The organism is Cronobacter dublinensis subsp. dublinensis LMG 23823, from assembly GCF_001277235.1.
GTDB classification, from domain to species: domain Bacteria; phylum Pseudomonadota; class Gammaproteobacteria; order Enterobacterales; family Enterobacteriaceae; genus Cronobacter; species Cronobacter dublinensis.
On record NZ_CP012266.1, the window covers coordinates 3,211,827 to 3,232,447 of the forward strand.

The following is a 20,621-nucleotide window of genomic DNA, read 5'->3' on the forward strand; positions in this document are numbered from 1 at the left end:
TCGTTGAAAATGGCATACTGGGGAATCATCACGCCCTGAAATGAATCGTAAAACTTTTGTTGCAACAGGGTGTCGTTCCACCCCGTTACGCCAGGTTATAACACTCCAGGACAGTAAAATCAGAAGTCAGGACGCATGAGCACTTTCAAACCCTTAAAAAAACTCACCTCGCGCCGTCAGCTGCTGCGCACCGGTCTTGCCGCGCTGGCGCTCACGGGTCTTAATCAGGCGCTGGCGAAAGAAGAAAAGAGCCCGGCGCTGAAAACCAGTAACAGCCACAGCAAACCGAAGGCGAAAAAAGCGGGCGCGCGCCGTCTCGTGATGCTCGACCCGGGCCACGGCGGCATCGACACCGGCGCTATCGGCCATAACGGCTCGAAAGAAAAGCATGTGGTGCTCGCCATCGCGAAAAACGTCCGCGCGATCCTGCGTAAAAACGGTATCGACGCCAAACTGACGCGCAGCAACGACACCTTTATTCCGCTCTACGATCGCGTCGAAATCGCGCATCAGCACGGCGCGGATCTCTTTATGTCGATTCACGCCGACGGCTTTACCAGCCCCAGCGCCGCCGGCGCGTCCGTCTTCGCGCTCTCGAACCGCGGCGCCAGTAGCGCCATGGCGAAATACCTCTCCGAGCGCGAAAACGCCGCCGATGACGTGGCGGGCAGCAAGGTCAAAAATAAAGATCACTATCTGCAACAGGTGCTGTTCGACCTGGTCCAGACCGACACCATTAAAAACAGCCTGACGCTCGGCTCGCATATTCTGCGCCAGATAAAACCGGTGCACCGCCTGCACAGCCGCAACACCGAGCAGGCAGCGTTCGTGGTGCTGAAATCGCCGTCGATCCCGTCCGTGCTGGTGGAAACGTCCTTTATCACCAACCCGCAGGAAGAGAAACTGCTCGGCACCGCCGCCTTTCGCCAGAAGATAGCGACGGCCATCGCCAACGGGGTGATAAGCTATTTCAACTGGTTTGATAACCACAAAGCCCACTCGAAACGAGGCTAACGATGGCACCGGATATTCAGCGCGTAAAAGCGTTTTTGCTCGATTTACAGGACCGTATCTGCCAGCAGCTGGCCGCCGTTGACGGCGATCGCTTTGTCGAAGACGCCTGGGAGCGCGAAGGCGGCGGCGGCGGGCGCAGCCGCGTCCTGCGCGACGGCATGGTCTTTGAACAGGCGGGCGTTAACTTCTCCCACGTGCATGGCGATGCGATGCCCGCTTCCGCCACGGCGCACCGCCCGGAGCTCGCGGGCCGCAGCTTTGAGGCGATGGGCGTCTCGCTGGTCGTGCATCCGCGCAACCCCTATGTGCCGACGAGCCACGCCAACGTGCGCTTTTTTATCGCCGAAAAACCGGGCGCCGATCCGGTCTGGTGGTTTGGCGGCGGCTTTGACTTAACGCCGTTTTACGGCTTCGAAGAGGACGCCATCCACTGGCACTGCACCGCACGGGATCTCTGCGCGCCCTTCGGCGATGACGTCTACCCGCGCTATAAAAAATGGTGCGACGACTACTTCTACCTGAAGCATCGCCAGGAGGCGCGCGGCATTGGCGGGCTGTTCTTTGACGATCTCAACACGCCCGATTTCGATACCTGCTTTGCGTTTATGCAGGCGGTAGGCGACGGCTATCTCGACGCGTATCTGCCCATCGTTGAGCGCCGTAAAGCGCTGCCCTGGGGCGAGCGCGAGCGCGAATTCCAGCTCTACCGTCGTGGACGCTATGTGGAGTTCAACCTGGTATGGGACCGCGGCACGCTCTTCGGGCTGCAAACCGGCGGGCGAACCGAGTCGATTCTGATGTCGATGCCGCCGCTGGTGCGCTGGGAATATGGCTACCAGCCAGAAGAGAACAGCCCGGAAGCGGCGCTGTACCGGGACTTCCTGCCGGTACGCGACTGGGTGTGACGCACCGGCGTCCGCCCTGCGCGGACGCCGCTTTTACCCGGCGAAACGGCCCTTCGCCACTTCCTCTGGCGTGACGACGCCACCATCCAGCACCCAGCCGCTAATCAGCGAAGCAGGCGTGACGTCAAACGCCGGGTTATACACCCGCGCCTCTTCCGGCGCCCACTGCACCGCGCCGAAACTGCCCGCCACGCCGGTCACTTCCGCCGCCGCGCGCTGTTCAATCGGGATGGCCGCGCCGTTCGGGCAGGCCGGATCGAGCGTAGTCTGCGGGGCCGCCACGTAAAAGGGCACGTGATGAAACTTTGCCAGCACGGCGAGTGAATAAGTGCCGATTTTGTTCGCCACATCGCCGTTCGCCGCAATTCTGTCCGCGCCGACCCAGACGGCATCTACCAGCCCCTGCGCCATCAGGCTTGCGGCCATCGAATCGGTGATGAGCTGATACGGCACGCCAAGCTCGCCAAGCTCCCAGGCGGTTAAGCGCCCGCCCTGCAACAGGGGTCGGGTTTCATCCACCCAGACGTTCGCCACGTTGCCCTCTTCATGCGCGCGCGCAATCACGCCGAGCGCCGTACCGACGCCCGCCGTCGCAAGCCCGCCGGTATTACAGTGGGTCAGCAGACGACTGCCGGGCGTCACCAGCGCGCTTCCGGCCCGCGCGATACGCTCGCACAGTTCGCGATCTTCCTGTACCAGGCGCAGCGCCTCCGCGCCCAGCGCCGTCGCGTAATCCGGCTGCGCGAGCGCCTGTTTCATACGGTCGAGATTGTTCATCAGGTTTACCGCCGTCGGGCGCGCCGCGCGCAGCACCTCCAGCGCCTGGCCGAGCGCGTCGCGCGTCATACCGTGTTCCGCCAGCAGCGCCAGCAGCAGGCTCGCCGACAGGCCAATCAGCGGCGCGCCGCGCACCCTTAAGGCGTGAATATGACCGATCAGCGCGTCGACAGTATCGGCGGGCAGCCAGTTTTTCTGCTGCGGCAGCGCCTGCTGGTCGAGGATCCAGAGTGTGTTATCCACCACCCGCAGGCTGGTTGTCTGAAGTGTCTGCATGCGTTAAATCCCTGTTGCGTTATTGTGTTCTATTGTGTCAGGATGAAATCCAGATGTATAGACGTCTGTACGGCCTTATAACCAGATTGAATGAGGATATCAGCAATGTCGCAATACCGAACCTTTACGGCCAGCGATGCGGTGGCTTATGCGCAACAATTTGGCGGACTCAGCGCGCCCGACGAACTGGTCAGCGCGCAGGAGGTCGGCGACGGCAATCTCAATCTGGTGTTTAAAATCTTTGATAAGCAGGGCGTCAGCCGGGTTATCGTTAAACAGGCCCTGCCCTATGTGCGTTGCGTGGGCGAATCCTGGCCGCTGACGCTTGACCGCGCGCGTCTCGAAGCGCAGACGCTGGTGACGCACTACCAGCACTGCCCGCAACATACCGTCAAAATTCACCATTACGATCCGGCGCTTGCCGTGATGGTGATGGAAGATCTCTCCGATCACCGCATCTGGCGCGGCGAGCTTATCCGGGGCGCGCACTATCCGCAGGCCGCACAGCAGCTCGGCGAATACCTGGCGCAGACGCTGTTCCACACCAGCGATTTCTATCTGCACCCGCATGCGAAAAAGGCCGAAGTGGCGCGCTTTATTAACCCGGAGATGTGTGAAATCACCGAAGATCTTTTCTTCAACGATCCGTATCAGATTCATGAGCGCAATAACTACCCGGCAGAGCTTGAGCCCGAAGCCGCCGCGCTGCGTGACGACGCGGCGCTGAAATGCGCCGTCGCCGCGCTCAAGCACCGCTTTTTCTCTCACGCCGAGGCGTTGCTGCACGGCGATATTCACAGCGGTTCGATTTTCGTCGCCGACGGCAGTCTGAAGGCGATTGACGCGGAGTTCGGTTATTTCGGCCCGGTGGGCTTTGACGTCGGGACAGCCATCGGCAATCTGCTGCTGAACTACTGCGGCGCGCCCGGCCAGCTCGGCATCCGCGAAGCCGCCGCCGCGCGCGAGCAGCGCCTTATTGATATCGCCGCGCTGTGGCACACCTTCGCCGAACGTTTCCAGGCGCTGGCGCGCGAGAAAACCCGCGACGCAGCGCTGGCCGAGCCCGGTTACGCCAGTGCGTTTTTACAGAAAGTCTGGGCGGACGCTATCGGTTTTGCCGGCACCGAGTTGATTCGCCGCAGCGTCGGGCTTTCACACGTGGCAGATATCGACACCATTCGTGATGCAGAGATGCAGCATTCATGCCTGCGTCACGCCATCGGGCTCGGCAAGGCGCTTATCCTGCTCGCCCCGCGTATTGAGAGCGCCGACGAGCTCATCGCCCGCGTGCGGCAGTACGGTTAACGCATTGCCAGTGGTGGGTGCGCTTCGCTTACCCACCCTACAAGGGATAAGGTCAACGTTGGGTTTGCAGGGCGGGTAAGCGCAGCGCACCCGCCATTCCACTCACTTACCCCTACCCCAGATACTCAATCACCGACAACCCGCCGTTGTAATCGGTGCTGTAAATGATCCCCTGCGCATCCACAAACACGTCGCAAGACTGGATAACCCGCGGGCGACCGGGGCGCGTATCCATCATCTTCGCAGGCGCGGCGGGCACCAGCGCGCCGGTCTCCACCGGGCGATACGGGTTGGAGATATCGTAAGCGCGTACACCCGCGTTCTGGTACGTCGCGAAGATCAGCGTCGAACTCACAAAACTGCCTGGGCGGTTCTCGTGCAGGTTATGCGGGCCGAAATGCGCGCCTTTCGCGACGTAATCCGTTTCATCCGGCGGAGGGAATGTCGAAATGCTCACCGGGTTCGACGGCTCGCGAATATCAAACAGCCAGATAAGCTTTTCGCCATCCTGCTGGTTATCCAGCACCGCTTCATCCAGCACCACCAGCAGGGAGCGGTCCGGCAACGGCAGCGCCGTGTGGGTGCCGCCGCCAAACGGCGGGCTCCAGTTGCGGTGCGCGATAAGCTTTGGTTCGCGGCGGTCTTTCACATCCAGTAGCGTCAGCCCGCCGTCGCGCCAGCTGCCATACGCCGTATCGCCCGCGATAATCGCGTGGTGCAGCGCATAGCGTTTACCTTCCGGCCACGTGGGCTGCTCGCCTGCCGCCTCGTTCATGCCGGGCAGCCACCAGCGCCCCGCCACTTCGGGCTTGCGCGGGTCGGCGAGATCGATGGTCAGGAAAATATAATCGCGAAAGCCGTCGATCAGCGCCGAGACATACGCCCAGCGCCCGCCCACATACCAGATGCGGTGAATGCCGATACCGTTTAGCGACAGAAAGCCGATTTCACGCGGCTTATCGGGCATTGAGATATCAAACACCCGAAGCCCCGCGCTCCAGCCTTTATCCGCCACATCGCGCACCGTCTCGCCCACCGAGCGGGTGTAGTACACCGTCTCATCAGCAAAGCGCGCGTCGGCGAACAGGTCGCGGGCGTTGATAACCAGCAGCAGATCGTCATGCGCCTGTAAATGCACGTTCCAGGTGCCCGGCGGCGCGGGCACAAAACCTGCCGCTTTCGGGCGCGCCGGGTCACGCACGTCGACAATCGAAACCCCCTGCGACACCATATGGCCGATATACGCGAAACCGCGATGCACCATCAGCTGCACGCCGTCCGGCCGACCGCCCTGATCGCTGTGGCCAATCAGCCGCATATTGCGGCTGTAGTCTGGGGTCGGTAAATGCGTCACCCTGAACTCCTTACGCCAGATACTGCTACGCCTTATCCGGCCTACAGCACCGTAGACCCGGCAAGCGCAGCGCCTTTGGGATTATTTTGACTTCGCTTCAAGCGTCGCAAACCACGGCGCGATGAAATCTTCCGTCTGGCCCCAGCCCGGAATGAGTTTGCCAAGCGCCGCCACGTTCACCGGCCCGGTCTGGCTTGCCAGCACAGCCTGCGGAATGGCGGCCGCTTTGAAGTCATAGGTCGCAGGCGTCGGCTCGCCCCCAAGCTTATTGGCGATAAGCCGCACGTTGGTCGCGCCAATCAGCTTTGGATCCACCGCCACGCTCACCTTCCACGGGCTGCCAGCCTCGCGCATCAGCTGCAAATCCTGGTTGGAGATATCGATGCTGTAGAGTTTTATCTCGGTGCGGCCATTCTCTTTCAGCGCCTTATACGCGCCCTGGCTGAAGGCATCCCAGGTGCCCCAGATGGCGTCAATTTTGCCTTTCGGGTATTTCGCCAGCACCGCGCCCACTTTATTGGCGGTGTCGCCCTGCACGTCGGACGAGACCGCGCCGATAGACTCCAGCTCTTTAATACCGGGGTTCTGCTTGAGGATCTCCTGGAAGGCCGCCTGGCGACGCTCCATCGGCGGGAAGCCCGCGACCCACAGTTTGATGATGTTCGCCTTGCCGTTGAAATCCTTCACCAGCTGGCCTGCGGAAAGCTGCGTGAGCGACGCGTCGTCCTGCTGCGTGACGGTGACGCCCGGAATGTCGCCCTTCACGGCGGTATCAAACACCGAGACTTTAATACCGGCGTCAACGATACGCTTCACCAGTTCGGTGGCGTACGGGTCGCGGCCCTGGGAGAGAATAATGCCGTCATATTTCTGGCTGATGGCCTGATTCACGAAATCCTGGAATTTCGCGTCGTCGCCGTTGCTTAAAAAGGTACTGACCTTAAAGCCGAGCTTTTTGCCTTCCTGGACCGCGCCCGCCACAAACTGCGTGGTGTTGTCATCCGAGCCGAGGTTGCGGATAACGGCGATGCGCACCGGCCCGTTGTGGTTTGCGATGGCGTCCGGCACCGGGGCAGGCGTGGCCGCGTGGCCCGGCAGGGCGCAGAGCAGGCCCAGCGCCAGTAAAGAGAGCGTCAGTTTTTTCATTCTGTTATTTCCCTGTCTGTGATTAACGTCGCTGGATATAAGTGATGGCAAGCGCCCCAGCGAGCACCAGCCCTTTGATAATGTCCATTGCGTAGTACGGCACCGAGAGCATCACCAGCCCGTTGGAGAGCACGCCGAGGATAACCGCCCCCACCAGCGTGCCGAGCGCGTTCGGCTTGCCGGAGCCCGCCAGCGAAAACCCAATCCAGGCCGCCGCGACGGCGTCCATCAGGTAGCCGCTGCCCGCATTCACCTGCGACGAGCCGATGCGCGAGGCAAGCAGGATGCCGCCGAGGCCCGCCAGCAGCGAGGCAATCACATATGCGGCCACTTTATAGCGCGTGATGCGGATACCGGAGAGGCGCGCCGCCTCCGGGTTGCCGCCGATGGCGTACATACGCCGACCGTGGGTGGTGAGCGATAGCGCGAGCTGCGCTACCACCGTCACCACCAGCATCACGATCACGATAACCGGCACCTGGCCCAGCAGGCTGAACGTGTCAGGGATCACGCCTTCCGCCATGTCGCCGCTCGGCAGCACCATGTTTTGCGTGATAGAGCCGCCGTAGCTGTAAGTCATCGCGACGCCCTGGATAACAAACAGGCTGGCGAGCGTGGCGAGCATGTCCGGGATTTTCAGCACCACGATAAGAAACGCGTTAAACAGCCCGACCAGCGTGCAGAGCGCAAGCGTAATGACAATCGCCTCCGTTGTGCCTACGCCGTGCCAGACGAACAGCGAAATCACCAGCGCGTTGGCGAGCGACGCCGTCGAACCCACCGAGAGATCGAACCCGCCGATGGTGAGCGACACCGACACGCCGATGGCGATTACCGTGACGATGGCGATAGAGCGCAAAATGTTGATGATGTTAAACGGATCGAGAAAGTTGTCCGACGCGATGCCAAACAGCGCGACCAGCGCCACGACGGTCAGCAACATTCCCCACTTATAGAAAAATTCAAACAGCTGGTGGCGCGCCGACGGCGTGCTCTTCAGGGTTGCGGCCTTGCTCACGCGGGGGTTCCTCCGGTGGAATAGAGTAATAAGGTTTCTTCGCTGGCCTCGCGGCCCTCCAGCTCCGCGACGATGCGCCCGTCCCACAGCACGCAGATGCGGTCGCACAGGCCCACCAGCTCGGCGAATTCGCCGGAGGCGTAAATAATGCCTTTGCCCTCGCGGGCAAGGCCGTCAATCAGGTTGAACAGATCGGTTTTGGCTTTCACGTCCACGCCTTTGGTGGGCTCGTCGAAAATCAGCACGTCGTTATCGCCGCGCAGCCATTTGCCGATGGCGACTTTCTGCTGATTGCCGCCGGAAAGCCTGCGAAGCGGCTGCCCCGGCCCGCTGGCGCGAATACCGAGACGCTGGATAACCTCCTGCGCCCAGCGCCAGGCATCGCGGCGACCAAACAGCCCCCAGCGGGTAAAGCTGCCGTCGGCGCTGGCGGCGAGATTCATGGCGATCGGCTCGTCGATGAAAATGCCCTCTTTACGCCGCTCTTCCGGCACCAGCGCCAGCCCGCGCGCCACGGAATCCGCAGGATCGGTGGGTCGCCACGGACGCCCCGCCAGCTCTCCCTGACGCAGCGTGCTTTTGCTCGCGCCAAACAGCGCCTTGCACAGCTCGGTTTTCCCGGCGCCCGCCAGCCCGGCGATGCCGAGGATCTCGCCTTTATGCAGGCGCAGCGAAATATCGTGCAGCAGCGTGTCGTCATGCAGTCCGTCAACCGCCAGCAGGACGTCATCGCAAGGCGCAGGACGGCGCGGCGGATAGAGCGTGTCGAGCGCGTGGCCCAGCATCTTCTCGACGATCTGCTCGCCAGAGAGCGCCGCCATCGGCCCGCTCTCAATCAGCCTGCCGTCGCGCAGCACCGTCAGGGTGTCGCAGATGGCTTTCAGCTCATGAATGCGATGTGAGATAAACACCACGCCCATGCCCTGCGCCTGCAGACGGCGCACGACCGCGAAAAGACGCTCGCTCTCGTGCTGGTCGAGCGGCGCGGTGGGTTCGTCGAGGATCAGGTAACGGCAGTGGTGAGAGAGCGCCCGCGCCAGCAGCACATGCTGTTTTTCAGCCAGCGTGCAGCTGTCGATACGGCGGTTTACGTCCAGCGCGATGTCGAGCTGCGCCAGCGCGGCGCGTGCCCGGCGGCGCGTTTCGCCCCAGCGATAGCGCAGGCCGCCTTCGCTCAGGGCATCAAGCATGATGTTTTCCGCGATGCTCAGCCCCGGCACCAGCGCGGCATCCACTTCCTGCTGCACCAGATGAATGCCGAGCGCTTTAGCGTCGCGCGGCGAGCGAAGGCTGACAGGCGCGCCGTCAAGCAGGATCTGGCCCTGGTAGTGATCCCAGATACCGGAGAGCACCGCCATCAGCGTCGACTTTCCGGCGCCGTTGGCGCCAGTCAGCGCGTGTACGGAGCCCGCGCGCAGGGTGAAATCCACCTGCGTGAGCGCCGGGAAGCCGCTAAAGGCCAGGGATATCGCGCGCATCTCAAGACGCGGGTTCAGGGACATAGCCGACCATCTCCACAGGAATGAATAATCATTAAACGCAATCATTCACGCGGATATATTCGCTGGCAATGAATGAATCGGCATAAGATAAAGCAAAAAATTATTAGCCGTCCAGATGTCTGGACGTAACATTAATATTTTTCAGCTTACCGCTGCGTTTAGCGCCAACATGAAAATATTGCATGCGCCGCAGTGCGGATAATCAGACGTCCGGACGGCTTTCTGTGGCAGGATGGGATAAACACTAAAAGGACGACACTCATGAGCGATACCGATATCCGCGTGGTTCCAGGACCTGCGAATTACTACTCTCATCCGGGCGCGCTGGCGCGTCTGCGCGATCTCTACACCCCGGCGCAGCTCTCCCGCGCGGTATGGGTGTATGGCGAGCGGGCCATCGCCGCCGCGCGCCCTTTCCTGCCGGAGGCGTTCGACGCGCCCGGCGCGCGACACATCCTGTTTCGCGGGCATTGCAGCGAGCGCGACGTCAGCACGCTGGCGGCGCAGGCGGGCGACGATCGCGCCGTGGTGATTGGCGTGGGCGGCGGCGCGCTGCTTGATACGGCTAAAGCGCTGGCGCGCCGTCTCGGCCTGCCGGTGGTCGCCATTCCGACCATCGCCGCCACCTGCGCGGCCTGGACGCCGCTCTCCGTCTGGTATAACGACGCCGGTCAGGCGCTGCATTTTGAGATTTTCGATGACGCCAACCATCTGGTGCTGGTGGAGCCCGAGATAATCCTGCGCGCGCCCGCGGAGTATCTGCTGGCGGGCATCGGCGATACGCTCGCCAAATGGTATGAGGCGGTCGTGCTGGCTCCTGCGCCTGACAACCTGCCGCTCACCGTGCGGCTCGGCCTTAACGCGGCGCTTGCCATTCGCGACGTGCTGCTTGCGCAGAGCGAGGCGGCGCTCGACAGTCAAAAACGCGGCGCGCTGACGCAAGATTTCCGTGACGTGGTCGACGCCATTATTGCGGGCGGCGGCATGGTGGGCGGTCTTGGCGAGCGCTATACGCGCGTCGCGGCGGCGCACGCGGTGCATAACGGCCTGACGGTACTGCCGCAGACCGAAAAATACCTGCACGGCACTAAAGTGGCGTACGGCATTCTGGTGCAGAGTGCCCTGCTCGGCCAGGACGACGTGCTGGCGCAGCTGGTTAGCGCTTACCAGCGCTTTAATCTGCCCACCACGCTTGCCGAACTGGAGGTGGATATTCACAACGCCGACGCGCTGGAGCGCGTTATCGCTCACACCCTGCGCCCGGTGGAATCCATTCACTACCTGCCGGTGACGCTGACGCCCGCCGTCCTGCGTGCGGCCTTTGAAAAGGTCGAAACCTTCGCCCGCTAAGCAAATCGCACAGGGTGCGATGCCACTTAATGTGAAATCCCTGTAGGCTTAAAACCTTGCCTGGCGGCGATAAAACATGACTCGCGCCGCCGCTTTTCATGGGTTAATGGGATGGTTTATGGCTTCTGTACACTCTGACGGCGACGCGTCCCTGCTGGCGCATCGCTCGTTCGTCGCCTTCTGGCTGGCGCGCACCTGCTCCGGCTTCGGTTTCCAGATGTTGTCTATCGTGGTGGGCTGGCAGATTTACGCCCTCACCCACAGCGCGTTTTATCTCGGCCTGATAGGCCTGGTGCAGTTTCTGCCGTCGGTGACGCTGGCGCTCTGGGCCGGGCATATCGCCGACCAGCGCGACCGCCGTCGGGTGGTTTTGATTGGTCAGTTGGTGGAGTGGCTCGCCATCGGCGCGCTGGCCGCCGCGACCGTCGCGCACCTCGCTGATGTAAAAATTATCCTCGGACTGATTTTTATTATCTCCGTCGCCAAAGTGATGGAGGCGCCGTCGCTGCAGTCGATGCTCCCGGCGCTGGTGCCGCCCGCATTGCTGGCGCGCGCCACGGCGGCAAGCGCGGTCTCAAGCCAGGCGGCGATGATCATGGGCCCGGCGCTCGGCGGCCTGCTGTATGTCTTCGGCGCGCAGGTGGTGTACGCGCTCACCGCCGTGCTGTACCTGATTTCGGTCGTGATGGTCAGCCGCCTGCGGTATGAGCAGGCCCCCCCGACGCGCCAGCCGGCGAGCCTCGCCACGCTCTTCGCGGGCGTGAAGTTTATTCGCGAGCGCCCGGACGTGCTGGGCGTGATTTCGCTCGATCTCTTTGCGGTACTGCTGGGTGGGGCCACCGCGCTGCTGCCGATTTACGCGCACGATATTCTCCACACCGGGCCGTGGGGGCTCGGGCTGCTGCGGGCCGCGCCTGCGGTCGGCGCGCTGCTGGTTGGGTTCTGGTTAAGCCGCCGATCGCTTGAGAAAAACGTCGGGATGATTATGTTTCTTTCGGTGGCCGGTTTTGGCGTGGCGACGCTGGTGTTTGCGCTCTCCAGCAACCTCTGGCTGTCGCTCATCGCGCTCTTCGCGACAGGCGGGTTTGATATGGTGAGCATGGTTATCCGCGGCGCGCTGGTTCAGCTCGACACGCCGAACGAGATGCTGGGCCGCGTGAATGCCGTGAACTCGATTTTTATCAACACCTCGAACCAGCTCGGCGAGTTTGAGTCCGGCATGCTGGCGGCCCTGCTCGGCACCGTGCCTGCGGCAGCTATCGGCGGCATCGGCACGCTCGTCGTGGTGGGCCTGTGGATGCGCCTGTTTCCGTCGCTGCGTAAACGCCAGCGGCTCGAAGAGCCAAAGCCCCAGACCGCCTGAATACACAACGCCTTCCCCCCGGAAGGCGTTTTTGCGAGACGTCACGAGAAACCTTCCGCTGCCGCTTTTCCCCTGTCCGTTCCCCGTTTAGCGTACCCCATATAAGCAAATCACTTTCAGATAAAAGCTTATAATCTTATATTTTACTTATATAATGAAAATGGATAGAGTGAGGGAACTGAATGGACATCAGATGGACAAAGCGGGCGTACAAACAACTGGGCGCCGTACCGGAAAGCGACAGGCTCATGCTCTGTAAGAAAGTCGCCGCGCTCGCCACCGAAGACGCCAGGCTGGATATCGTAAAGCTGGCGGGGCTGAAGCCACGCTACCGGCTGCGGGTGGGGAATTATCGGGTGATTTACGAGCGCGTGGCGGGCGTTCCGGTTATCTGCCTCATTCTGGACGTTAAACGCAGAACCACAACCACTTACCTTAATTAATGGGGGTATCGATATGCTCAATGCACAAATTATTCATGATAAACAGGGCAACCCCGAATATGCGGTTATCCCCTATGAACTTTACCTCTCAATGCTGGCGCAGCTCGAAGATGACGAGGCGCTGGCGTCATTGCCGTATGAAGCCGACAGCGACGATGACGTCACGCTGCCGCATGAGGTGGTGGGTATTAGCGTTGAGCAGAACGTGAGTTTACAGGCCGCGTGGCGTATCTGGCGCGGGCTGTCGCAGCAGGAGGTGGCTGAAAAACTCGGCATCAGTCAGTCTGCCGTGTCTCAGCTCGAATCCCCTGACTCGCGCCCGCAAAAACGCACCCGCGAAAAGCTGGCGGCGCTTTATGGCTGCCAGCCGGAACAACTCGTGCAATACCGTTGAGGGGCGCTTAGCAGCATTTCGCGCCGCCCTTCGCACCGTAACGGGCGTCCTGGCGTTCGCGGAAGAATTCTTCGTAGGTCATCGGCGTCTGGTCCGGGTGATTAACGCGCATGTGTTCAACGTAGTTGTCGTAATCCGGCACGCCGATCATCATCTTCGCGGCCTGGCCGAGGTATTTCCCGGCTTTAGCAAGGGTATCGAACATTTTTTATCCTTATCCATTGCCCCTTCTCCCGGCGGGGAGAGAGAGCCGATGTGTTTCATTGTGGTCTGGTGCTGGACGGCGGGTGCGCTTCGCTTACCCGCCCTACAATGACAAACATGGCATTACCGCACGTAGGGTGGGTAAGCGCAGCGCACCCACCTTTCCGTTATTCACCAGACCTGACAACCTCACTCAATGCGCGTTTTTCGCCTGCGTGACGACCTGCTCCGTACCGGCAGGCATTGGCTCATACGGCGTTTCGCTGGCGGTCGGTTTATCGTGCTTCAACGCCGCCAGCGCGGTTTTGATGGAAAACAGCGCCAGCACCACCACCACGACCATAAAGAAAATGGTCAGGCCCGCGTCGAGACGGTTATTAAACACCAGCTGGCTTAACTGCGCCTCGGTGTACTGCGCCGGAAGGGTGCCGCTGTCCAGGATCGCCTGAAACTTATTAGCGATAGCCAGAAAGCCCACTTTATTATCCGGGCTGAACGCCTTCTGCCAGCCCGCCGTCAGCGTACAAATCAGCAGCCACGCAGTCGGCACCAGCGCCACCCACGCGTAGCGCTGGCGTTTCATTTTAAACAGCACTACGGCGCAGAGCATCAGGGCCATGCCCGCGAGCATCTGGTTGGCGATACCGAACAGCGGCCACAGCGTATTGATGCCGCCAAGCGGATCCACCACGCCCTGATGCAGGAAATACCCCCACGCCAGCACGCATAGCGCCGTCGCCAGCAGGTTCGCGGGCAGTGAGTCGGTACGCTTAAGCCCAGGCGAGATTACGCCCAGCAAATCCTGGAGCATAAAGCGCGCGGCGCGGGTACCGGCATCGACCGCCGTCAGGATAAACAGCGCCTCGAACAGGATAGCGAAGTGATACCAGAATGATACGTCCATCAGGCCGCCAAGCGCACCGTGGAGAATGTAGGCCATGCCCACCGCGAGCGTCGGCGCGCCGCCCGCCCGCGAAATAATCGTCTGCTCGCCGACCTCATTCGCTATCTGGCTCAGGGTCTGCGGCGTTATCTGGAAGCCCCAGCCGCTGACTACCTGCGCGGCGGAGGCGACCACATCCGCCGTACCGGCAGGCGCCAGCACCGCCATCGGGCTGTTCATCGCGAAATAGACGCCGGGGTCAATCACGCAGGCCGACACCAGCGCCATGATCGCCACAAACGACTCCATCAGCATCCCGCCGTAACCGATAAAACAGGCCTGATTTTCATTGGCCAGCATTTTTGGCGTGGTGCCGGAGGCAATCAGCGCGTGGAAGCCTGATACCGCGCCGCACGCGATAGTAATAAACAGGAACGGGAACAGGTTGCCGGTCCAGACCGGGCCGGTGCCGTCGATAAATTTGGTCATCGCGGGCATGGTCAGCGTCGGGCGCATGATCAGAATGCCGATGGCGAGACCGACAATCGTGCCGATTTTCAGGAAGGTAGAGAGGTAGTCGCGCGGGGCCAGCAGCAGCCAGACCGGCAGCACCGCCGCCACAAAGCCGTAGCCCACCAGCATCCAGGTCAGCTGTACGCCCGTGAAGTCAAACCACGGCGCCCAGGTTTCGCTTTCGGCCACCCAGCCGCCGGAGATAATCGCAAAGACCAGCATCACGAGGCCAATGACCGAGACCTCGCCGATGCGTCCTGGCCGCAGATAGCGAATATAGATGCCCATAAAAAGGGCGAGCGGAATGGTAAAAGCGACGGTGTAGGTGCCCCAGGGGCTGTGGGTCAGCGCTTTCACGACGATCATCGCCAGCACCGCCAGGATGATGATCATTATCATAAAGCAGGCGACGAGCGCGATGACGCCCGCCGTGTTGCCCATCTCCTCTTTTACCAGTTCGCCGAGCGAGCGCCCGTCGCGACGGGTGGAGACAAACAGCACCATAAAATCCTGCACCGCACCGGCCAGCACCACGCCCGCGAGGATCCAGATCATACCGGGCAGATAGCCCATTTGCGCCGCCAGCACCGGCCCTACCAGCGGCCCGGCGCCCGCGATTGCCGCAAAATGGTGACCGAACAGCACTTTTTTATCGGTAGGCACGTAGTCGAGCCCGTCGTTATGGCGCACCGCGGGCGTCATGCGCGTCCCGTCGACGGCGAGCACCTTTTTCGCGATAAACAGGCCATAGAACCGGTAAGCGATGAGATAAATACAGACGGCGGCGACAACTATCCACAGCGCGTTGATCTGCTCGCCGCGGTTAAGCGCGATGTAGCCCAGCGCGAAGGCACCCAACACGGAGAGCCCCGCCCAGATAAGGTATTTCCCTGAGTTCGTCATAATAGTTATCCATTCAGTGAAACAATGAGTGAAACAGAGGTGTTACATTTTGTTTCTATATCACTAAAAAGAATTTAACAATGTAGGGTGCAGAGAAACGCGCGCCAGCCGCCAGGATTTACGCCAGTCTGTTAGCGGGATCACGGGATAATGATGCGCGGGGTGTTACGCCGCGGGGGCGGTTAAGCGGATCGCAAACGCCTTATAAAACCCGCGTAACCGTAGGGCGGGTAAGCGAAGCCGCAATAACCCCCTCGCATCCGCGCTCAGTGCTGAAGGTTGGGGGGAAGGTGTTATTTTCGTAGGGTGGGTAAGCGAAGCGCACCCACCCTACAACATCAACAGAACCGACAAACCCGACAATGAGTGCTATCCCAGAATTGCCGTGCTCAACCGGCTGGTGCAGCAGCGCCGTCCTTGCTCGTCGAAAATTACGATTTCCCAGCACTGGCTTTGTCGCCCGAGATGCAGCGGCTGGCAGACGCCGCGCACCTGGCCCTGCGATACCGCACGGTGATGCGACGCGCTGACCTCGGTGCCCACCACGCACTGCCCGTCGCGGGTGGTGAGGTAACCCGCCATCGAGCCGAGCGTTTCAGCGAGTGCCGCCGAGGCCCCGCCGTGCAACAGACCGAACGGCTGATGGGTGCGGGTATCCACTGGCATGGTCGCCTCCAGCAAATCGTCGCCGATGCGGGTATAGATAATGCCGAGATGCTCCACTAGCGTGCCGACGCTGGTCGCGTTGAGCGCCTCAAGCGTCATGTGACGTTTCCAGATCATTTATGCCCCAAGCGTTGAGCCGCCGTCGATAACGAGATCCTGCAGCGTAATGTGGCTGGCCAGATCGGAGGCCAGGAACAAAATCGTGTTCGCCACCTCCTGCGGCTGCGCGATTTTTCCAAGCGGAATACCGAGCTTAAACTGCTCCGCGAACCCGCGAATGCGCTGCTGTTCGGCATCGTCACTGTGCCATAACGTGCGTTGCATATCGGTATCGGTCGAGCCCGGCGACACCAGATTGCAGCGCACCCCGCAGGACGCCAGCTCCAGCCCCACGGTCAGCGCCAGGCTCTTGAGCGCCGCCTTCGACGCGCCATACGCCGACATCCCGATACGCGGCGTGTGCGCGGCGTCCGAGGCGACCGTCACGATAGCCCCACGCTTCTGCGCGCGGAATGTTGCCATCGTCTGCTGGAAAAAATTAAACGCGCCGCCGACGTTCACCGCGAGCGTCTGCTGCCAGTCGTCCAGCGCGAGCGCGTCCGTGGCCCCCATGCGCAGAATGCCCGCCGCGTTCACCAGCACGTCGAGGCGTGCGTCGTCCCGCAGCAAACGCTGACAGACCGCCGCCACTCCGGCGGCATCCGCCACGTCGAGCGTCTCACAGGCGAACGGATAATCGGCATGCGGGAACGCGAGGTCGAAGCCGGTCACCGTCGCACCGGCCTGCGCAAACGCCCGCGCGGTGGCGTAGCCGATGCCTTTGCCCGCGCCCGTGACCCAGACCGTCTGGCCGCTGAAATCCAGCGTCATGCCTGCGGCTCCCTGGAAAGCAGCGCCCACCAGGCGTCGATGGTCGGGTTTTTCGCCAGCATCACGAAGTCGATATCGCCATGCACTTTGCGCCAGCGCGCCGCGAGCGCCATCATGCGCACGGAATCGAGCCCGTAATCGATGAGGTTCTCGTCATCTTCCGGCTCGTCGGACTCATCCAGCAGCGGCAATACCCGCGCACGCAGCGCCGCTTTGCTGTCCGGCACGTCAGGCTCAGCGTCGGGCAACAGGTCGGCGGTCATCACCACGCGCCCGGCGCGGCCCGCGACATACGTCAGCGCCATCAGATGCTCTTCACGGCTAAAATCGGCCAGCGCGTCGGCCACCATAAACGGCTTGATATCGCGCATAAAAGCGTCGGTGGCGGTGATCATGCAGCCAATATGCGCGTAGACGCCGCAAATGATCAGCTGGTCGCGGCCCATCTCTTTCAGCGCCTGCTCCAGCGGTGAGCGATGAAAGGCGCTGTAACGCCACTTCACCAGCACCGTGTCGTCGGCATCTGGCGCGAGCGCCGCCACCACTTTTTGTTTATCGGGATGGTTATTAAGCCCCGGCCCCCACATGTCGTTTAAGAGCGCGCGGTCGGCGTCGCTCTGCTGATTCGGCTGCGCGGTGTAATACACCGGAATGCCCTGCGCTTTGCAGTACTGGCGCAGCGCGGCGATATTCGCCACCACCTGTTCAATCATCGGGCAGTTCTCGCCCCAGAAATTAAGGAAATACTCCTGCATGTCGTGGATAAGCAGCGCCGCGCGCTGCGGCTCAAAGGCCCAGCTGACTTTGTTTTGCGGGAGATCCGCTGCGCCCGGCAGCGCATAGGCGTTCAGTTTAGGGATAGCCATTTTCTTTCCTTACTCGGTTGCAGACTGGCGCGCCGCCAGCCAGAGACGCAGTTGTTTTTTATCCACTTTGCCGACTGGCGTGAGCGGCAGCGCATCGACGCGCTCCACGCGGTCCGGCAGTTTGAAATCGGCGACGCCCAGCTCGCGCAGATAACGGCGGATCTCCACCGCTTTAACAGCCCGGTTAGTGACGATATAGGCGCAGCTCTTCTCGCCGAGCAGGCTGTCTTCCATCGAGACCAGCCCCGCGTGGACGATGGCCTCATGTCCAAGCAGCAGGTTTTCTATCTCTTCGGCGGCGATCTTCTCGCCGCCGCGGTTGATCTGATCTTTCTCGCGGCCCTGAACGGTGATGTAGCCGTGTTCGTCAATCGCTATCAGATCGCCGGAGCAGTAAAACCCGTTGTCGTCAAAGGCGCTGGCGTTGTGCGCCGGGCTGTTGTAGTAGCCCCGGAAGGTGTACGGGCCGCGCGTCATCAGGCGCCCCACCTGGCCGCGCGGCAGCGGATTGCCATCTTCATCGGCCACCCAGACTTCATCGTCCGGGCTCATCGGACAGCCCTGGGTCGTGAAAATGCGCGCATCCGGGTCGTCAAGGCGGGTGTAGTTCACCAGCCCCTCGGCCATGCCGAACACCTGCTGAAGCTGGCAGCCGATCTCCGCCGGAATACGCGCGGCGAGCGTGTCGGAGAGCCGCGCGCCACCGACCTGCAGGAGCTTAAGCGACGCCAGCGCGCGATTGGTGCCCCACTCCTGAATGGCCTGCAGCCAGAGGCTGACGGCGGGCGGCACCAGCGCGGTGACGTTAATCTGGTGCTGTTCAATCAGCGGGAAGCAGAGCGTCGCGCTTGGGTCGCGCGCCAGCACCACGCAGCCTTCGGCGAAAAACACGCCGAGCGCGCCGGGCGAGCTTAACGGGTAGTTATGGGCGGCGGGCAGCGCGCAGAGATAGCGCGTCTCGCGGCTGAAGGCGCAGAGCTCTGTGCTGCGGCGGATGCTGTAGTAGTAGTCGTTGTGCGTGCGCGGAATAAGCTTCGGCGTGCCGGTGCTGCCGCCGGAGAGCTGGAAAAACGCCACTTCATCGGCGGCAGATGGCGCGGGTGTGAAACCGGCCTGCGGCTCGGCGATAAGCGCCTCCAGGGTATCGCCGCGCAGCAGCGTCAGGCGCAGCGTTGGCGTTTTCGCGGCCAGCGCGTCGGCGTAAGCGTCATCGGCAAAGAGCGCGTGCTCGCGGTCGGCAATGAGCAGCGCGGGCGCAATCTGGCGCGCGTAGGCGTCAAGCTCGGTGCGCTGATGGCTGAAGAGCGCATTGACCGGCGCGACGCCGATTTTCAAGAGCGCGAAGAAGACAATGTAAAACTCCGCCACGTTGCCAAGCTGCACCAGCGCGGTGTCGCCGTTTTTCAGGCCACGGCGCGACAGCGCGCCCGCAAGCCGCTTGGAGGCAGCGTCCAGTTCGCGATAGCTGAAGCGGCGCTCGCCGTCGATAACCGCGGTCGCGGCGCTCTGCGCGTGGCGGCTCACAATATCGGTGAGCGGCAGGTCGAGCCAGTAGCCTTTGGCGCGGTAGCGCGCGGCGAAATCATCCGGCCAGCGGGTATAAGGAATAGTCATGCGCAGCCCTCAGTGAAGCCCTAAAACGTGAAGCATGGTGGAGAGTTTGGTGCCGGTTTCGCGCCACTCCGAAAGCGGGTCGGACGCCGGGACAATGCCCGCGCCCGCGAACAGCCGGACCTGATTGCCGCACAGCCGCGCACAGCGGATGGTCACCACCCACTCGCCGTTGCCCTCGGCATCACACCAGCCGACGATGCCGCCGAACAGCTCGCGATCGAACGGCTCCAGTTCGGCGATAGACGCTTTCGCCGCCTCGTGCGGGAAGCCGCTTAGCGCGGGCGTCGGGTGCAACAGGCAGGCGAGCGACAGCGCGTTATCGTCCGCAAAGCGCGTCTCGCCCTCGACCGGCGTCGCGAGATGCCAGAGCGTCGGCGTGGTGATAAGCTCCGGCGCGCCCGGCATCGCCAGGCGATGGCTGCGCGGCACGAGGAGGTCGCGCATCGCCTGCGTCACCAGTTCATGCTCGTGCCGGTCTTTGGCGGAGCAAAGCAGCGCCTGCCCGGCCGCGTTATCCTCACGCGCGTCGGCGTGGCGGCGCGCGGAGCCCGCCAGCGGCAGCGAGCTGAACGTATTGCCATCTTTGCGCAGCAGCAGTTCCGGGCTCGCGCCAAGCAGCGTGCCACCATCCGGCAGCGGCACGTGGAAGTTAAAGCTCGCGGGGTTTTGCGCCACCAGCCGCGCCAGCAACGCGAGGCTGTCCGGCGGTGTGTCGGTGGTAAGGTCGATAAGCCGGGAGAGCACGATTTTGCTCACCTCAGGCGTGTCGGTCAGCGCGGCGGCGCGCGCCACCATCGCCATAAACGCCTCCTGCTCCGGGAGTTCTGTACGGCTTTTCACGCGCGGCGCGGCGGCGCGTTCGGGCAGCGCATAACCGGCGGGCGTGAAGTCGCTGCGGCTTTCGGGAATAAACAGCGCGGAAGGCTGGCGGGTGTCGAACGGGATCGCCCCGACCACCATCGGGCGCGCAATGCCGCTACGCCGGGCGCGGTCAAAGGCGTCGCGCAGCGCGGTCTGAAACACACCATGGCGGGCTTCGCCATCTACGGCTGGCGTATCGATCCGCGCGAAACAGCCGCGGGTCGTGAAACTGTGATAAGGCGACATGAAGAAAAAGCTGTCAGATGAAAGGGATGCGGTAGCCTTGCGGCACTCCCCGGCCAGTGACGTGTCCATGCGCTCCTCCTGTACCAAAAAAGAGAACTGATAATTGTTATCATTTGTATTTGGAGGCGTAACCTAAGGCGAAATGGCG

Annotated in this window: 19 protein-coding genes; 7 read left to right on the forward strand and 12 right to left on the reverse strand. The window is 62.0% G+C overall.

Annotated features, from left to right (window positions below):
- Positions 1 to 135 precede the first annotated feature (135 nt).
- Together amiA and hemF are read left to right on the forward strand one after the other, a co-directional pair.
- The gene (gene amiA / locus AFK67_RS14790) at positions 136 to 1,014 is read left to right on the forward strand and encodes an N-acetylmuramoyl-L-alanine amidase AmiA (protein ID WP_007712926.1); all 879 of its coding nucleotides are present in this window, start codon (positions 136 to 138) and stop codon (positions 1,012 to 1,014) included.
- Positions 1,015 to 1,016: 2 nt separating this feature from the next.
- A complete protein-coding gene (gene hemF, locus AFK67_RS14795; protein ID WP_038883096.1) occupies positions 1,017 to 1,919 on the forward strand; it encodes an oxygen-dependent coproporphyrinogen oxidase in 903 nt (300 codons plus the stop codon).
- Positions 1,920 to 1,952: 33 nt separating this feature from the next.
- Here the strand turns inward: hemF and mtnA are convergent, their stop codons facing one another.
- On the reverse strand, positions 1,953 to 2,972 hold the full coding sequence (gene mtnA, locus AFK67_RS14800) for an S-methyl-5-thioribose-1-phosphate isomerase (RefSeq protein ID WP_007717707.1): 1,020 nt from the start codon (positions 2,970 to 2,972) through the stop codon (positions 1,953 to 1,955).
- Positions 2,973 to 3,077: 105 nt separating this feature from the next.
- Here mtnA and mtnK point away from each other — a divergent pair, with 105 nt between their 5' ends.
- On the forward strand, positions 3,078 to 4,277 hold the full coding sequence (gene mtnK, locus AFK67_RS14805; RefSeq protein WP_007717704.1) for an S-methyl-5-thioribose kinase: 1,200 nt from the start codon (positions 3,078 to 3,080) through the stop codon (positions 4,275 to 4,277).
- A 112-nt stretch (positions 4,278 to 4,389) separates the two neighbouring features.
- On the opposite strand, the gene AFK67_RS14810 is transcribed toward mtnK, so the two are convergent.
- The 4 genes from AFK67_RS14810 to AFK67_RS14825 all read right to left on the reverse strand — a co-directional run bounded on the left by AFK67_RS14810 (position 4,390) and on the right by AFK67_RS14825 (position 9,297).
- On the reverse strand, positions 4,390 to 5,631 hold the full coding sequence (locus AFK67_RS14810; RefSeq protein WP_007717701.1) for an LVIVD repeat-containing protein: 1,242 nt from the start codon (positions 5,629 to 5,631) through the stop codon (positions 4,390 to 4,392).
- 81 nt (positions 5,632 to 5,712) lie between these two features.
- Complete coding sequence (locus AFK67_RS14815) at positions 5,713 to 6,777, reverse strand: sugar ABC transporter substrate-binding protein (protein ID WP_007717693.1); 1,065 nt, start codon at positions 6,775 to 6,777, stop codon at positions 5,713 to 5,715.
- Positions 6,778 to 6,799: 22 nt separating this feature from the next.
- Positions 6,800 to 7,795 (reverse strand): ABC transporter permease, encoded by a 996-nt coding sequence (locus tag AFK67_RS14820; RefSeq protein ID WP_007717690.1) that lies wholly within the window; start codon positions 7,793 to 7,795, stop codon positions 6,800 to 6,802.
- Entirely contained in the window at positions 7,792 to 9,297 is a 1,506-nt protein-coding gene (locus tag AFK67_RS14825) for a sugar ABC transporter ATP-binding protein (protein WP_038883093.1), read from the reverse strand. The genes AFK67_RS14820 and AFK67_RS14825 overlap by 4 nt, the downstream gene beginning before the upstream one ends.
- Before the next feature lie 261 nt (positions 9,298 to 9,558).
- On the opposite strand from AFK67_RS14825, the gene AFK67_RS14830 reads away from it, so the two are divergent.
- The 4 genes from AFK67_RS14830 (at position 9,559) to AFK67_RS14845 (ending at position 12,847) form a co-directional block, all read left to right on the forward strand.
- A complete protein-coding gene (locus AFK67_RS14830; protein WP_032966904.1) occupies positions 9,559 to 10,647 on the forward strand; it encodes an oxidoreductase in 1,089 nt (362 codons plus the stop codon).
- Positions 10,648 to 10,765: 118 nt separating this feature from the next.
- Positions 10,766 to 12,010: an MFS transporter gene (locus AFK67_RS14835; protein WP_032966903.1), complete on the forward strand. Its 1,245-nt coding sequence runs from the start codon at positions 10,766 to 10,768 to the stop codon at positions 12,008 to 12,010.
- A 182-nt stretch (positions 12,011 to 12,192) separates the two neighbouring features.
- Positions 12,193 to 12,453, forward strand: coding sequence for a type II toxin-antitoxin system RelE family toxin (locus AFK67_RS14840; RefSeq protein WP_032966901.1), 261 nt, complete (start codon positions 12,193 to 12,195; stop codon positions 12,451 to 12,453).
- Between the two features lie 13 nt (positions 12,454 to 12,466).
- The gene (locus AFK67_RS14845) at positions 12,467 to 12,847 is read left to right on the forward strand and encodes a helix-turn-helix domain-containing protein (protein ID WP_007717676.1); all 381 of its coding nucleotides are present in this window, start codon (positions 12,467 to 12,469) and stop codon (positions 12,845 to 12,847) included.
- Between the two features lie 7 nt (positions 12,848 to 12,854).
- Here AFK67_RS14845 and AFK67_RS14850 read toward each other — a convergent pair whose 3' ends face one another.
- The 7 genes from AFK67_RS14850 to entC all read right to left on the reverse strand — a co-directional run bounded on the left by AFK67_RS14850 (position 12,855) and on the right by entC (position 20,542).
- The gene (locus AFK67_RS14850) at positions 12,855 to 13,052 is read right to left on the reverse strand and encodes a YbdD/YjiX family protein (protein ID WP_007700351.1); all 198 of its coding nucleotides are present in this window, start codon (positions 13,050 to 13,052) and stop codon (positions 12,855 to 12,857) included.
- A 192-nt stretch (positions 13,053 to 13,244) separates the two neighbouring features.
- A complete protein-coding gene (gene cstA / locus AFK67_RS14855) occupies positions 13,245 to 15,350 on the reverse strand; it encodes a pyruvate/proton symporter CstA (protein WP_007717674.1) in 2,106 nt (701 codons plus the stop codon).
- Positions 15,351 to 15,719: 369 nt separating this feature from the next.
- Positions 15,720 to 16,133 (reverse strand): proofreading thioesterase EntH, encoded by a 414-nt coding sequence (entH, locus tag AFK67_RS14860; RefSeq protein WP_032966900.1) that lies wholly within the window; start codon positions 16,131 to 16,133, stop codon positions 15,720 to 15,722.
- Positions 16,134 to 16,886: a 2,3-dihydro-2,3-dihydroxybenzoate dehydrogenase EntA gene (gene entA / locus AFK67_RS14865; RefSeq protein WP_007717664.1), complete on the reverse strand. Its 753-nt coding sequence runs from the start codon at positions 16,884 to 16,886 to the stop codon at positions 16,134 to 16,136.
- Positions 16,883 to 17,752, reverse strand: coding sequence for an isochorismatase (locus AFK67_RS22935; RefSeq protein ID WP_007717662.1), 870 nt, complete (start codon positions 17,750 to 17,752; stop codon positions 16,883 to 16,885). The genes entA and AFK67_RS22935 overlap by 4 nt, the downstream gene beginning before the upstream one ends.
- Before the next feature lie 9 nt (positions 17,753 to 17,761).
- A complete protein-coding gene (locus AFK67_RS22940) occupies positions 17,762 to 19,366 on the reverse strand; it encodes a (2,3-dihydroxybenzoyl)adenylate synthase (RefSeq protein WP_007717659.1) in 1,605 nt (534 codons plus the stop codon).
- Between the two features lie 9 nt (positions 19,367 to 19,375).
- Positions 19,376 to 20,542: an isochorismate synthase EntC gene (gene entC / locus AFK67_RS14880; RefSeq protein ID WP_007717656.1), complete on the reverse strand. Its 1,167-nt coding sequence runs from the start codon at positions 20,540 to 20,542 to the stop codon at positions 19,376 to 19,378.
- Between the last annotated feature and the right edge of the window lie 79 nt (positions 20,543 to 20,621).